The sequence below is a fragment of the Kitasatospora sp. NPDC048298 genome (assembly GCF_043201465.1).
In the GTDB taxonomy this organism is placed as follows: domain Bacteria; phylum Actinomycetota; class Actinomycetes; order Streptomycetales; family Streptomycetaceae; genus Kitasatospora.
Map to the genome: position 1 here is coordinate 82,200 of NZ_JBICYZ010000001.1, position 16,518 is coordinate 98,717.

The 16,518-nt window shown below is 76.0% G+C and carries 1 protein-coding gene; it reads left to right on the plus strand.

Annotation, left to right across the window (positions count from 1 at the left end; translation table 11 throughout):
- The first annotated feature begins 78 nt into the window (after positions 1–78).
- Positions 79–16,470 (plus strand): type I polyketide synthase, encoded by a 16,392-nt coding sequence (locus tag ACGF0D_RS00055; RefSeq protein WP_392913162.1) that lies wholly within the window; start codon positions 79–81, stop codon positions 16,468–16,470.
- Positions 16,471–16,518: the final 48 nt, after the last annotated feature.

Sequence of the window (16,518 nt, forward strand, 5' to 3'; positions counted from 1 at the left end):
CGTCAGGGCGAAACCCTTCACTGTTGTGGTCCAGTCGTGTGCGCGTGCGTGCCCGGAGGACCCGCTCACCCCGATGAGGTGGCCCTCCGCATGGCGAATGAAGAGACGCTTCGCGACTACCTCAAGTGGGTGACCGCGGACCTCCAGCAGACCAAGCAGCAGCTGAGGGACCTCCAGGCGGAGAGCCGCGAACCGATCGCCATCGTGGGCATGGCCTGCCGCTACCCCGGCGGCATCGACACCCCCGAACGACTGTGGGACCTGGTCGCGGACGGGCGGGACGCCATCGGCGGCTTCCCCGAGGACCGCGGCTGGGACCTCGACGGGCTGTACGACCCGGACCCGGAGCACGCCGGCACCAGCTACGCGCGCGAGGGCGGCTTCCTGCGCGCGGTGGGAGAGTTCGACGCGGGCTTCTTCGGGATCTCGCCGCGTGAGGCCCTCGCGATGGACCCGCAGCAGCGGCTGCTGCTGGAGACCTCCTGGGAGGCCTTCGAGCGGGCCGGCCTCGACCCGGCCGCGCTCAAGGGCGGAAAGACCGGGGTCTTCGTCGGCACCGCCGGCCAGGACTACCTGGGCCTGGTCGTCGCCGGCGAGGCCGAGGGCGCCGAGGGCCACCTCGCCACCGGCAACGCGGCCAGCGTGCTCTCCGGCCGACTCGCCTACACCTTCGGGCTGGAGGGCCCGGCGGTCACCGTCGACACCGCCTGCTCCTCCTCGCTGGTCGCCCTCCACCTCGCCGTGCAGTCGCTGCGCAACGGCGACTCCACGCTGGCCCTGGCCGGCGGTGCGACGATCATGTCCACCCCGTCCTCCTTCATCGAGTTCAGCCGCCAGCGCGGCCTGGCCGTCAACGGCCGCTGCAAGCCCTTCGCGGAGGCCGCCGACGGCACCGGCTGGGCCGAGGGCGTCGGCATGCTCCTGCTGGAGCGCCTCTCCGACGCGCAGCGCAACGGCCACCAGGTGCTCGCGGTCGTGCGCGGCAGCGCGATCAACCAGGACGGCGCCAGCAACGGCCTCACCGCCCCCAACGGCCCCGCCCAGCAGCGCGTCATCCTGCGCGCCCTGGCCAACGCCCGGCTCTCGGCGGGCCAGGTCGACGCCGTCGAGGCGCACGGCACCGGCACGGTGCTCGGCGACCCGATCGAGGCCCAGGCCCTGCTCGACACCTACGGCCAGGACCGGCCCGCCGGCCGTCCGCTGTGGCTGGGCTCGCTCAAGTCCAACCTCGGCCACTCGCAGGCCGCGGCCGGCGTCGGCGGCGTCATCAAGATGGTCATGGCGCTGCGCAACGGCGTGCTGCCGCAGACCCTCCACGTCGACCGCCCGACCTCGCACGTCGACTGGTCCGGCGGCGCCGTGGAACTGCTGACCGAGGCGCGCGACTGGCCCGCGGCGGACGAGCCGCGCCGGGCGGGCGTCTCGGCCTTCGGCATGAGCGGCACCAACGCGCACGTCGTCCTGGAGGAGGCCCCGGCGGCGGAGGACGCCGCCGCCGACGCGCCGTCCGGTTCGGCCGGTTCGACCGACCAGGCGGGTCCGGCCGTCTGGGCCGCCGCTGCCGGCGGCCCGCTGCCCTGGGTGCTGTCCGCGCGCGGGGAGACCGCGCTGCGCGCCCAGGCCGGCAAGCTGGCCGCCTTCGTGCAGGAGGCCGGAGCGGAGCTCTCCCTCGCCGGCGTCGGCGCCGAACTCGCCCACGGTCGTGCCCGGTTCGACGAGCGGGCCGTGGTGCTGGCGGGGGAGCGGGACGAACTGCTCGCCGGGCTGGGTGCGTTGGCCTCGGGGCAGGACGAGGGCACCTCGTCGGTGGTCCGCGGCTCCGGGGCCGGCGGCAGGCTCGTCATGGTCTTCCCGGGGCAGGGTTCGCAGTGGCTGGGCATGGCCCGGGAACTGCTCACGGACTCGCCGGTGTTCCGTTCCCGGATGGAGGAGTGCGCCAAGGCGCTTGCTCCGCATGTGGATTGGGAGCTGCTGGAGGTCGTCGCGGGTGAGGACGGCGGGTGGATGGAGCGGGTGGACGTCGTCCAGCCGGTGCTGTTCGCCGTGATGGTCTCGCTGGCTGCTCTCTGGCGTTCGTACGGTGTGGAGCCGTCGGCGGTGGTGGGGCACTCGCAGGGTGAGATCGCCGCCGCTGCGGTGTCGGGTGCGCTGTCGCTGGAGGACGCCGCCCTGGTGGTGGCGCTGCGCAGCCAGGCGATCATCGAGCTCTCGGGCCTGGGTGGCATGGTGTCCGTTCCGCTGCCCGCCGAGCAGGTGCGTGAACTCCTGGAGGGCCGTGAGGGAATCTCGATCGCGGCCGTCAACGGCCCGAGCTCCGTCGTGGTTTCCGGTGACGCCGGTGCCTTGGACGAGCTGATGGAGTACTGCGGCGGGCAGGAGATCCGGGCGCGTCGGATCGCGGTGGACTACGCCTCGCACTCGGCGCACGTCGAGCGCATCGAGGCCCGCCTGGCGGAGCTGCTGGCCCCGGTCGCCCCGCGCGTGCCGGAGGTGCCGTTCCACTCCACCGTGACCGGTGAACTGATCGACAGTGCTTCGCTGGACGGCGCGTACTGGTACCGCAACCTCCGCCAGACGGTCGAGTTCGCCAACACGGTGGAGTCCCTCCTCGCCTCCGGCCACACCCAGTTCGTCGAGGTGAGTGCCCACCCGGTGCTGACCGTCGGCGTCCAGGAGGCCATCGACGCTTCCGGCGCAGAGGCCACGGTTCAGGGCACCCTGCGCCGTGACCAGGGCGGCCGGGAGCGGTTCCTGACCGCCCTCGCCGAGGCCTGGGCCAACGGCGCCGGCGTCGACTGGGCCGCCCAGTTCCCCACGGCCCGCCGCGTCGACCTGCCGACCTACGCCTTCCAGCACGAGCACTACTGGCCGAAGCCGGGCACGCGCGGTATCGGTGACGTGCTGTCCGCCGGCCTGGGCGCGGCCGACCACCCGTTGCTGGGTGCGGCGGTGGCGCTGGCCGACCGGGACGGGCACGTCTTCACCGGTCGCCTCTCGGTGCAGACCCAGCCGTGGCTGGCGGACCACGCGGTGGCCGGCACGGTGATCCTGCCCGGTACCGCCTTCGTCGAGCTGGCCGTTCGCGCGGGTGACCAGGCCGGTTGTGACGTGCTGGAGGAGCTGACCCTGGAGGCGCCGCTGGTGCTGCCCTCCCAGGGTGGCGTGGCGGTGCAGGTGGTGGTCGGCTCGCCCGACGCCGACGGCCGCCGTGAGGTGGAGGTCTACTCCCGCCCCGACGACGCGCAGGGCTCGGACGAGCCGTGGACCCGCCACGCCACCGGCACCCTGTCCCGGGGCGGCGCCGTCGTGCCGGAGTTCGACCTCGCCGTCTGGCCCCCGCAGGGCGCCGTCGAGCTGCCCGTCGCGGACCTCTACGAGCGCTTCGCGGCCGGCGGCTTCGCCTACGGCCCGGCGTTCCGCGGCCTGCGGGCCGCCTGGCAGCGCGGGGACGAGGTCTTCGCCGAGGTCGAGCCGGTGCAGGAGGAGCAGGACCGGGCCGGCCGCTTCCGGCTGCACCCCGCCCTGCTCGACGCCGCTCTGCACGCGGCCGGCCTCGGCGGGCTGCTCCCCGGGGCGGAGGGCGGACTGCTGCCCTTCGCCTGGACCGGGCTGCGGGTGTACGCCACGGGTGCCGCCGCCCTGCGGGTGCGGCTGGCCCCGGCCGGGCACAACGCCGTCTCGGTGGCGCTCGCGGACCCGACCGGCGCCCCGGTGGCCACGGCCGACGCGCTGACCCTGCGCCCGCTCGACGTCGAGCGGCTGCACTCCGCCGCGCGCGGCGCGCGCACCCCGCTGTACCGCATCGACTGGACCGCCCAGGAGACCACTGCCCAGGGAACCACCGCCCAGGGACCCGCCGCTCCGGCCGACGCCGCCCGCTGGGCCGTGCTCGGCGCCGACGCGGCCATGGCGCCCGACGCCGTCCGGTACCCCGACCTCGCCGCCCTGCTGGCCGCCGTCGCCGCCGGGGAGGCCGCCCCGGAGACCGTGGTCGCGCCGGTCGCCGTCGGCTCCGCCGACCAGGTCGAGGAGGCGCACCGCGCCGCCGCCGCCGCGCTGGCCCTTGCCCAGGAGTGGCTGGCCGCCGAACCCCTGGCCGCCGCCCGCCTGGTGCTGGTGACCCGCGGCGCCGTGGCCGCGCTCGACGCGGACGCCGTCGAGCGGCCCGCGCACGCCACGGTCTGGGGCCTGCTCCGCTCCGCGCAGTCCGAGCACCCGAACCGCTTCGTCTTGGTCGACCTGGACGACGAGGCCGGCTCCGCTGCCGCGCTGCCCGCCGCCGTCGCCACCGGCGAGCCCCAACTCGCCCTGCGCGCCGGTGAGGTGCTGGCCCCCCGGCTGGTCCGGGCGCTGTCCGAGCAGGACGCCGCCGCCGGCCCGTCCGCCCTGGACCCCGACGGCACGGTGCTGATCACCGGCGGCACCGGCACCCTGGGCGCGCTGCTGGCCCGCCACCTGGTGACCGAGCACGGCGCCCGCCACCTGCTGCTAGCCGGCCGCCGGGGCGAGGCCGCGCCCGGTGCGGTCGAGCTGCGCGACGAACTGGCCGCGCTGGGCGCCGAGGTGACGGTCGCCGCCTGCGACGCCGCCGACCGCGCGGCACTCGCCGCCCTGCTGGACACCGTTCCCGCCGATCGCCCGCTCACCGCCGTGGTCCACGCGGCCGGTGTCCTGGACGACGGCATGCTGGACGCGCTGACCCCGGAGCGCCTGGAGCGGGTGCTGCGCGCGAAGGTCGACGCGGCCGTCCACCTGGACGAGCTGACCCGCGACCGGCAGCCGGCGCTCTTCGTCCTCTACTCCGGCGCCGCCGGCGTCCTTGGTGCCGTCGGCCAGGCCAACTACGCGGCCGCCAACGCCTTCCTGGACGCGCTCGCCGCCCGGCGCCGGGCCGCCGGCCTGCCCGCCACCTCGCTCGCCTGGGGCCTGTGGGAGCAGGCCAGCGGCATGACCGGCCACCTGGGGGCCGCCGACCTCACCCGGATGCGCCGCTCGGGCCTGCACGCGCTGCCGTCCGCCGAGGCGCTGGGCCTGTTCGACCTCGCGGTGCGCACCGGGCACGCCCTGCTGCTGCCGGTCCGCCTGGACCTGGCCGTCCTGCGCGCCCAGGCCGACCGCCTGCCCACGCTGTTCCGCACGCTCGTCCCGGCCCCCGTCCGGCGTGCCGCGCAGGGCGCCGGCGCCGAGGCCGACGGCTCGCCGCTGCTGCGCCGGCTGGCCGGCCGTTCGGCCGCCGAGCAGGAGCGGCTGCTCACCGAGCTGGTCTGCACCCAGGCCGCCGGGGCCCTCGGCCACCGGTCGGCCGAGGCGGTGCACGCCGACCGGGCCTTCAAGGAGCTCGGCTTCGACTCCCTGATGTCCGTCGAGCTGCGCAACCGGCTGGGCCGGGCCACCGGCCTGCGGCTGCCCGCCACCCTGGTCTTCGACCACCCCACCCCCGCCGCGCTCGCCCGCCACCTGCTTGCCGGGCTGGCCCCCGCCGCCACCGCCCCGGCCGCCCCGGCCGTCCGCCGCGCCGCGGCCGACGACGAGCCGATCGCCATCGTCGCGATGAGCTGCCGCTACCCCGGCGGCGTGCGCACCCCCGAGCAGCTGTGGCAGCTGGTCGCCGAGGGCACCGACGCCGTCGCCGCGCTGCCCGCCGACCGCGGCTGGGACGCGGACGCCGTCTACGCCGCCGACCCGGACCACGCGGGCGGACGCTTCCGCCGCGAGGGCGCGTTCGTGTACGACGCGGCCGACTTCGACCCGGGCCTGTTCGGCATCTCGCCGCGCGAGGCGATGGCGATGGACCCGCAGCAGCGGCTGCTGCTGGAGACCTCCTGGGAGGCCTTCGAGCGGGCCGGCATCGCCCCGGAGCGCGTGCGCGGCACCCGCGCCGGCGTCTTCGTCGGCGCGATGTACCACGACTACGGCGCCCGCCTGTACGGCGTCTCCGAGGGCCTGGAGGACTTCGACGGCTACCTCGGCAACGGCAACACCGGCAGCGTGGCCTCCGGCCGCGTCGCCTACACCTTCGGCCTGGAGGGCCCGGCGGTCACCGTCGACACCGCCTGCTCCTCCTCGCTGGTCGCCCTGCACCTGGCCGCCCAGGCGCTGCGCAACGGCGAGTGCGAGCTGGCGCTGGCCGGCGGTGTGACGGTGATGTCCACCCCCACGGTCTTCGTCGAGTTCATCCGCCAGCGCGGCCTGGCCGCCGACGGCCGCTGCAAGTCCTTCGCCGGCGCCGCCGACGGCACCGGCTGGGGCGAGGGCGTCGGCATGCTGCTGCTGGAGAAGCTGTCGGACGCCCGGCGCAACGGGCACCCCGTGCTCGCCGTCGTCCGCGGCTCCGCCGTCAACCAGGATGGCGCCAGCAACGGCCTGACCGCGCCCAACGGCCCCTCCCAGCAGCGGGTCATCCGCCAGGCCCTGGCCAACGCCGGACTGACCGCCGCCCAGGTGGACGCCGTCGAGGCGCACGGCACCGGCACCGCGCTGGGCGACCCGATCGAGGCCCAGGCGCTGCTCGCCACCTACGGCCAGGAGCGCAGCGGGGACCCGCTGTGGCTCGGCTCGATCAAGTCCAACATCGGGCACAGCCAGGCCGCCGCCGGTGTGGCCGGCGTGATCAAGATGGTCATGGCGATGCGGGAGGGCGTGCTGCCGCAGACCCTGCACGTGGACGAGCCGTCCCCGCACATCGACTGGGCCTCCGGCGCCGTCGAGCTGCTGACCGAGGCCCGGCCGTGGCCGCAGACCGGTCGCCCGCGCCGCGCGGCCGTCTCCTCCTTCGGCATCAGCGGCACCAACGCCCACACCGTCATCGAGCAGGCCCCCGCCGTCGAGCCGGTGGAGACCGTCCGGCCCGTCCGGGCCTCCGGCCGCCCGCTGCTGCTGTCCGGCGCGACCGCGCAGGCGCTGCGCGACCAGGCCGCCCGACTGCTCGACCACCTCGACACCCACCCGGACGTCGACCTCGCCGACCTCGCGCACTCGCTCGGCACCACCCGGGCGGCGCTGGACCACCGGGCCGTCGTGGTCGCGGACGACCTCGCCTCCTTCCGCGGCGCCCTGGCGGCGCTGGCCGAGGGCGGCACGGCCGCCGGGCTGGTGACCGGCGCCGCCGAGGGCGGCAGGCTCGCCTTCCTGTTCACCGGCCAGGGCAGCCAGCGCCTCGGCATGGGCCGGGAGCTGTACGAGGCCCACCCGGCGTTCGCCGAGGCCTTCGACGCGGTCTGCGCGCGGGTCGAACTGCCCCTGCGCGACGCGGTGTTCGGCGACGACGCGGAGCTGCTGGACCGCACCGAGTACACCCAGCCGGCGCTGTTCGCCGTCGAGGTGGCGCTGTTCCGCCTGCTGGAGGGCTGGGGGGTCCGTCCGGACGTCCTGGTCGGCCACTCGATCGGCGAGATCGCGGCCGCCCACGTCGCGGGTGTGCTGTCGCTGGACGACGCGGTGGCGCTGGTGTCCGCCCGTGGCCGGCTGATGCAGGCGCTGCCCGAGTGCGGCGCGATGGTCGCGGTGAAGGCCGCCGAGGCGGACGTTCTGCCGCTGCTGACCGCCCAGGTGAGCATCGCGGCCGTCAACGGACCTTCCTCCGTGGTGATTTCCGGCGACGAGGACGAAGTGCTCGCCATCGCCGGGCAGTTCGAGAAGACCAAGCGTCTCAACGTCTCGCACGCCTTCCACTCCCCGCTGATGGACGGCATGCTGGCGGAGTTCCGGGCCGTCGCCGAGAGCCTGAGCTACACCGAGCCGGTCATCCCGGTCGTGTCGAACGTGACGGGTGCCCCGGCGAGTGCCGAGGAGCTGTGCTCGCCCGAGTACTGGGTCCGGCACGTCCGCGAGGCCGTCCGCTTCCTCGACGGCATGCGCACCGCGGTGGCCCAGGGCGTCACCACCTTCGTCGAGCTCGGCCCCGACGGCGTGCTCTCCGCCATGGGCCAGGACTGCGTCGACGGCGGCACGTTCGCCCCCGCGCTGCGCGCCGACCGCCCGGAGGAGCGCAGCCTGCTGGCCGCGCTCGCCACCGCCCACGTCCACGGCGACGGCCCCGACTGGTCGGCCGTGCCCGCCGTGCGCGACGGCCACGTGATCGACCTGCCGACCTACGCCTTCCAGACCCGCCGCTACTGGCTGGAGGCGCCCGCCGCCGGAGCGGCGACGCCCGCCGGCACCCCTGGCGACGAGCGGTTCTGGACGGCCGTCGAGGAGCAGGACGTCGCGGCCCTCGCCGGCACCCTGGAGCTGTCCGCGGACGGCGCCCTGCGCGAGGTGCTGCCCGCACTGTCGAACTGGCGCCGGCAGCACCGCGCCCGCACCACCGTCGAGGGCTGGCGCTACCGCGTCCAGTGGAAGCCGCTCGGCGCGCCGGACACCGCCCGCCTCGGCGGCACCTGGCTCACCGTCGCGCCCGTCGGCCTCCCGGACGGCGCGGCCGAGCGGCTGGCCGCCGTCGAGCGCGCCCTGACCGCGGCCGGCGCGGACGTCCGGCGCCTGGAGCTCGGCGCCGAATCCGACCGGGCCCGGCTCGCCGAGCAGCTGCGCGACGCGGCCGCCGACGGCCTCGCCGGGATCCTGTCGCTGCTCGCCCTGGACGACGCCGAGCACCCCGCCCACCCGGGCGTGTCCGCCGCCCTGCTGCGGACCGCCCTGCTGGTCCAGGCCCTGGGCGACGCCGAGGTGACCGCCCCGCTCTGGCTGACCACCGAGGCCGCCGTGGCCGTGTCGGGCGCCGAGCAGGTCGAGCACCCCGCCCAGGCCCAGCTGTGGGGCCTCGGCCGGGTGGTCGCCCTGGAGCACCCCGACCGCTGGGGCGGACTGGTCGACCTGCCCGCCGCCCTGGACGAGCGCGCCGCCGCCCGCCTCGCCGCCCTGCTCGCGCCGGGCTCCGCCGAGGACCAGGTCGCGCTGCGCGCGAACGGTACGCTCGGCCGCCGCCTGGTCCGGGCCGAGCGCACCGAGGCCGCCGACTGGCGCCCGCGCGGCACCGTCCTGGTCACCGGCGGCACCGGCGCCCTGGGCACCCACGTCGCCCGCTGGCTGGCCGCCAACGGTGCCGAGCACCTCGTGCTCACCAGCCGCCGAGGCCTCGAAGCCCCCGGCGCGGCCGAGCTGCGCGACGAGCTGACCGCGCTCGGCGCCCGGGTCACGGTCGCCGCCTGCGACGCCGCCGACCGCACCGCCCTGGCCGCCCTGCTCGCCGAACACCCGGTGAACGCCGTCGTGCACGCGGCCGGGGTCGCCCAGAACGCGCCGCTCGCCGAGACCGACCCGGCGGAGTTCGCCGCCGTCGTCGCCGGCAAGACCGCCGGAGCCGCCCACCTGGACGCGCTGCTGGACGGCACCGAGCTGGACGCCTTCGTCCTCTTCTCCTCCGTGGCCGGCGTCTGGGGCAGCGGTGGCCAGTGCGCCTACGCCGCCGCCAACGCCCACCTGGACGCGCTCGCCCAGGCCCGCCGCGCCCGCGGCCTCGCCGCCACCGCCGTCGCCTGGGGCCCGTGGGCCGAGGGCGGCATGGCCGCCGACGGCGGCGAGCACCTGCGCCGGCGCGGGCTGCGCCCGATGGCGCCCGAGCAGGCGGTGGCCGCCCTGGCCCAGGCCGTGGGCGCGGGCGAGGACGCCCTCGCCGTGGCGGACCTCGACTGGTCCCGGTTCGCCGCCGGCTTCACCGCCGTGCGCCCCTCCGCGCTGCTCGCCGACCTGCCCGAGGCGGTGGCGGCCCAGGCCGACACCACCCCCGCAGAGGAGGGCGCGGCCGGCGGACTGCGGGCCGTGCTGGCCGGCGCCCCGGCCGCCGAGCGGGAGCGGATCCTGCTCGACCTGGTCCGCACCGAGGCCGCCGCGGTGCTCGGCCACGACTCCGTCGACGGGGTCCTCGCCGGGCGCCCGTTCAAGGAGCTGGGCTTCGACTCGCTGACCGCCGTCGAACTGCGCAACCGGATCGACGCGGCCGTGGGCCTGCGGCTGTCCGCCACGCTGGTCTTCGACTACCCGACCCCGGCCGTCCTCGCCGCTCACCTGGGCGCCGAACTCCTCGGCCCGGACGCCGAGTCCACCGAGGCCGCCCCGGTCCTCGGCGCCCCGGACGAGCCGGTCGCCATCGTCGCGATGAGCTGCCGCTTCCCCGGCGGCGTGCGCACCCCCGAGCAGCTGTGGCGCCTGCTGGCCGACGGCGGCGACGCCATCGGCGGCTTCCCCGCCGACCGCGGCTGGGACCTGGAGGCGCTGTACGACCCGGACCCGGACAACGCCGGCACCAGCTACGCCCGCGAGGGCGGATTCCTGTACGAGGCCGGGGAGTTCGACGCCGCGTTCTTCGGCATCAGCCCGCGCGAGGCCCTCGCGATGGACCCGCAGCAGCGCCTGCTGCTGGAGACGTCCTGGGAGGCCTTCGAGCGGGCCGGTATCGACCCGGAGACCGTGCGCGGCAGCCGGACCGGCGTCTTCGCCGGAACCAACATGCAGGACTACACCAACCTGCTGTTCGCCTCCGAGGAGATCCTGGAGGGCCACCTCGCCACCGGCAACGCGGCCAGCGTGGTCTCCGGGCGCCTGGCGTACACCTTCGGTCTTGAGGGCCCGGCGGTGACGGTGGACACCGCCTGCTCGTCCTCGCTGGTCGCCCTGCACCTGGCCGCCCAGGCGCTGCGCAACGGCGAGTGCACGCTCGCCCTGGCCGGCGGCGCCACCGTGATGGCCACCCCGGGCGCGTTCATCGAGTTCAGCCGCCAGCGCGGCCTCGCCGACGACGGCCGCTGCAAGGCCTTCGCGGAGGCCGCCGACGGCACCGGCTGGGCCGAGGGCGTCGGCATGCTCCTGCTGGAGCGCCTCTCCGACGCCGAGCGCCTCGGCCACCCGGTGCTCGCGGTGGTCCGCGGCTCGGCCGTCAACCAGGACGGTGCCAGCAACGGCCTCACCGCTCCGAACGGCCCCGCGCAGCAGCGGGTCATCCGCCAGGCCCTGGCCGCCGCCCGCCTGTCGGCCGGCGAGATCGACGCCGTCGAGGCGCACGGCACCGGCACCCGGCTCGGCGACCCGATCGAGGCCCAGGCGCTGCTGGCCACCTACGGTCAGGACCGCACCGGCGAGCCGCTCTGGCTCGGCTCGGTGAAGTCCAACCTTGGCCACACCCAGGCCGCCGCCGGTGTCGCGGGCGTCATCAAGATGGTGCTGGCGATGCACGAGGGCGTGCTGCCCCGGACCCTGCACGTCGACGAGCCGTCGTCGCACGTGGACTGGGCGGCCGGCGCGGTCGAGCTGCTGACGGAGTCGCGGGACTGGCCCGAGACGGCGCACCCCCGCCGCTCCGCCGTCTCCTCCTTCGGCATGAGCGGCACCAACGCCCACGTCATCCTCGAACAGGCACCCGCCGCCTCCCCGGCCGAGGAGCCCGACGCGGCACCGGCCGGCGTGGCTCCGCTGCCCTGGCTGCTGTCGGCCCGCGGCGCGGACGCCCTGCGCGAGCAGGCCGCCCGACTGCGCGACCACCTGACCGGCCCGGACGCCCCCGCCGCCGACTCCGTCGCCCACGCGCTCGCCACCACGCGCTCCCTGCACGAGCACCGGGCCGTCGTGCTCGGCGCCGACCGGGACGAGCTGCTCGCCGGACTGGACGCCCTCGCGCAGGACGCCACCACGGCGAACGTGCTCCAGGGCGTCGCACGCGGCGGACGGACGGCGTACCTGTTCACCGGGCAGGGCAGCCAGCGCCCGGGCATGGGCCGCGAGCTGTACGAGGCCTACCCGGTGTTCGCGGACGCCTTCGACGCGGTCTGCGCTCGGGTCGAACTGCCGCTGCGCGAAGCCGTGTTCGGGGAGGACGCTGACGTTCTCGCCCGGACCAAGTTCACCCAGGTCGCGCTGTTCGCGGTCGAGGTGGCGCTGTTCCGGCTGTACGAGAGCTGGGGCGTGCGGCCGGACGTCCTGGCCGGGCACTCGATCGGCGAGCTGGTGGCCGCGCACGTCGCGGGCGTGCTGTCGCTGGACGACGCAGTCACCCTGGTGGCGGCTCGTGGTCGGCTGATGCAGGCGCGTCCCGAGGGCGGCGCGATGGTGGCGGTCAAGGCCACCGAGGCCGACGTCCTGCCGCTGCTCACCGAGAACGTGAGCATCGCGGCGATCAACGGCCCTGCCTCCGTGGTGATTTCGGGCGACGAGGATGAAGTCCTCGCGATCGCCGGGCAGTTCGAGAAGACCAAGCGTCTCAACGTCTCGCACGCGTTCCACTCGCCGCTGATGGACGGGATGTCGGACGAGTTCCGCCGGGTGGCGGAGGGCCTGACGTACAGTGCCCCGCGCATCCCGGTCGTCTCCAACGTCACCGGGGACCTGGCCACCGCCGAGGAGCTGTGCTCGCCCGCGTACTGGGTCCGGCACGTCCGCGAGGCCGTCCGCTTCCTCGACGGCATGCGCACCCTGGCGGCCGACGGTGTCACCACCTTCGTCGAGCTCGGCCCGGACGGCGTGCTGTCCGCGATGGCCCAGGAGTGCGTCGAGGACGGCGTGTTCGTCCCCGCGCTGCGCGCCGGCCGCCCCGAGCGGCCCACCGCCCTGGCCGCCCTCGGCCGGCTCTGCCTGACCGGCAGCGGCCCCGACCGGCAGGCACTCGCCGCCGGCCGGAGCGTTCGCTTGGTCGAGCTGCCGACCTACGCCTTCCAGCGCCGCCGCTACTGGCCGACGCTGCGCGCCCTGCCGACCGGCGACCCGGCCGGCCTGGGCCTGGAGGCCGCCGGGCACCCGCTGCTCGGCGCCGCCGTCGCCCTGGCCGACACCGACGGCTACCTGTTCACCGGCCGCCTCTCGGTGCGGACCCACCCCTGGCTGGCCGACCACGCCGTCCAGGGCCGGATCCTGCTGCCGGGCACGGCCTTCGTCGAACTCGCCGTCCGGGCGGGCGACGAGGTCGGCTGCGGCGCGGTGGAGGACCTCACGCTGGAGGCGCCGCTGGTGCTGCCCGAGCGCGGAGGGATCGTTCTCCAGCTCACCGTCGGGGAGCCCGACGACGCCGGCCGCCGCCCCTTCCAGCTGCACTCCCGCCGGGAGGACGCCCCCGCCGGTGAGCCGTGGACCCGCCACGCGGCCGGTGCCCTCGGCACCGCCCCGGAGCGGGAGCCCTTCGACCTGTCGGTCTGGCCGCCGGCGGGCGCCGAGGCCGTCGACGCGAGCGGCTTCTACCAGGGTGCGGTCGACCTCGGCTTCGCCTACGGCCCGGCGTTCCAGGGCCTGCGCGCCGTCTGGCTGCGCGGGGACGACATCTTCGCCGAGGTCGCCCTGCCGGCCGAACACCACACCGAGGCGGGCCGCTACGGCCTGCACCCGGGTTTGCTGGACTCCGCGCTGCACGCGCTCGGCCTGGGCGCGGCCGCCGAGGCCGGCACCGAGGGGGCGGACGCCCCGCAGGGCAGGCTGCCGTTCGCCTGGAGCGACGTCGTCCTGCACGCGGCCGGCGCCCAGGCCCTGCGGGCGCGCCTGACCCGCTCCGGCGGATCGGTCTCCCTCCAGCTGGCCGACGGCGCCGGAGCCCCGGTCGCCGACATCGGCTCGCTCGTTCTGCGCCCGGTCTCGGCCGCCGCGCTGGAGGCCTCGGCCACCGGTCACCCGGAGGCGCTGCACCGACTCGCCTGGACCCCGGTCACCGTCTCCGGCACGCCGGAGACGAGTGGTTGGGCCGTGCTCGGCGCGACCGATCTGCCGGTGCTGGGCGGTCTGCGGCAGGTGGCGGATGTGGCCGCGCTGGCGGCGGCGGTGGACGAGGGTGCCGTGGTGCCCGAGGTCGTGGTCGCGGTCGTGGACGGCGCTGCCGATGGTGGCGTTGAGGGCGGGGTCGCGGTGGTGGCCCGGTCGGTGGCGGCGCGGGTGCTGGAGCTGGTGCAGGGCTGGTTGGCGGAGGAGCGGTTCGCCGCTTCGAGGCTGGTCGTGGTGACGCGTGGTGCGGTGGCGGTGGGTGCGGGGGAGAGCCCGGACCTGGCGGTGGCGGCGGTGTGGGGTCTGGTGCGTTCGGCGCAGAGCGAGAACCCGGGCCGGCTGGTGCTGGTGGACGTGGACGGCGAGACGGAGTCGCTCGCGGCTCTGGGCGCCGCCCTGGCCACCGGCGAGCCCCAACTCGCCCTGCGCGAAGGAGCGGTGCTCGTACCCCGGGTGGCCAGGCCGTCCGCCGACACCCTGCCCGTTCCGACCACCGCCGCCGCCTGGCGGCTGGACTCCCCGCGCAAGGGGACCTTCGAGAACCTGGCACTGCTCCCCGCCCCGGAAGCGGACCGCCCGCTGGTCGGCGAGGAGGTCCGGGTCGCGGTCCACGCGGCGGGCCTCAACTTCCGCGACGTCCTGAACGCCCTGGGCATGTACCCGGGCGACGCCGGGCCGATGGGCATCGAGGGCGCGGGCGTCGTCCTGGAGATCGGGCCGGAGGTCACCGGGCTCGCGGTCGGCGACCGGGTGATGGGCCTGCTCTCGGGCGGCTTCGGCCCCCGCTCGGTCACCGACGGCCGGGTCCTGGCCCGGATCCCCGACGGCTGGACCTTCGAGCAGGCGGCCTCCGTGCCGATCGTCTTCCTGACGGCGTACTACGCGTTGGTGGATCTGGGTGGTCTGCGGGCGGGTGAGCGGGTGCTGGTGCATGCCGCGGCCGGTGGTGTCGGGATGGCGGCGGTGCAGCTGGCGCGGCATCTGGGTGCCGAGGTGTTCGGTACGGCGAGCCCGGGCAAGTGGGAGACCCTGCGGGCCTCGGGTCTGGACGACGCGCACATCGCCAACTCCCGGACCCTGGAATTCGAGGGCGCGTTCCTGGCCGCTACGGGTGGTGCCGGGGTGGATGTGGTGCTGGACGCGTTGGCGGGTGAGTTCGTGGACGCCTCGCTGCGGCTGCTGCCGCGTGGTGGGCGGTTCCTGGAGATGGGCAAGACGGACGTCCGGGAGCCGGAGGCGGTCGCCGCCGCGCACGAGGGCGTGCGGTACCAGGCGTTCGATCTGATCGAGGCCGGTCCGGAGCGGATCGGTGTGATGCTGGCGCACCTGGTGGAGCTGTTCGGCCGGGGTGTGCTGGTACCGCTGCCCACGGTTGCGTGGGACGTGCGCCGGGCGCCGGAGGCGTTCCGCTTCCTGGGCCAGGCGCGGCATGTCGGCAAGGTCGTCCTGACGGTGCCCTCGCCCGCCGCGGGCACGGTGCTGGTCACGGGTGGTACGGGTGGTCTGGGGTCGTTGGTGGCCCGGCACCTGGTCACGGTGCACGGGGTGCGGAGCCTGGTGCTGACCAGCCGTCGCGGCCTGAGCGCGCCGGGCGCTGCCGAACTGCGGGACGAGCTGGCCGGGTTGGGTGCCGAGGCGGAGATCGTCGCGTGCGACGTGACCGACCGCGGCGCTGTCGCGGCGCTGCTGGAGGGCCGGTCGCTGTCGGCGGTGGTCCACACGGCGGGCGTCCTGGATGACGGTCTGGTGTCCTCGCTGACCCCGGAGCGGCTGGACGCGGTCCTGCGGCCGAAGGTGGACGCGGCCTGGCACCTGCACGAGCTGACCCTCGGCCAGGACCTGACCGACTTCGTCCTCTTCTCCTCGGTGGCGGCGGCCTTCGGCAACCCCGGTCAGGCCAACTACGCGGCGGCGAACGTCTTCCTGGACGCGCTGGCGCAGCACCGTGCGGCGCTGGGCCTGCCCGCGACCTCGATGGCCTGGGGCCCCTGGGCCCACGAGGGCGGCATGCTCGGCCGGCTCGACGAGGTCGAGCTGCGCCGGATGGCCCGCAGCGGCGTCCCGCCGCTGGGCGCGGAGGAGGGCCTGGCGCTCTTCGACGCGGCCCGCGCCGGTGTCGAACCGGCCGTGCTGCCGGTCCGCCTCGACCTGCCCGCGCTGCGGGCCAGGGCCGCCGCCTCCGGCATCCCGCAGGTCCTGCGCGGCCTGGTGCACGCGCCCGCCCGCCGTACCGTGGACGCCAACGCCGCCGCGGCCGGGGGAGTCCCGCTCAAGCAGCGGCTGGCGGGCCTCGCCGAGGCCGAACAGCGGCGCCTGCTGGTCGAGTCGGTCTGCGCCGAGGTGGCCGCGGTCCTGGGCCACGCCTCGGCCGCCGAGGTCGACCCGGACCACGCGTTCAAGGAGATCGGCTTCGACTCGCTGACCTCGGTCGAGCTGCGCAACCGCCTCAACACGGCCACCGGCCTGCGGCTGCCCGCCACCCTGGTCTTCGACCACCCGAACCCCGCCGCGCTCGCGGACCACCTGGTCGCCGAACTCGTCGACGGCGCCGGCACGGTGGCCGCGCCGCTGCCCGTGCTCAGCGAGCTGGACAAGCTCGAAACCCTGCTTCTCACCACGACCACCGACGGCGTCGAGCGCACGAAGATCACGCTGCGCCTGCAGAGCCTGCTGTCGAAATGGAGTGACGCACACAGTGCAACGGACGGTAGTGCTGCGGACCGCGACGCCGATCGGGAGCTCGAATCGGCCACCGGCGACGACATCTTCGACCTGCTCGACAAGGAACTCGGCCTCTCCTGACCTCCTGGGCGCAAGCTCACTGACCGCCTCCTGGAGGTGACGAAGCAC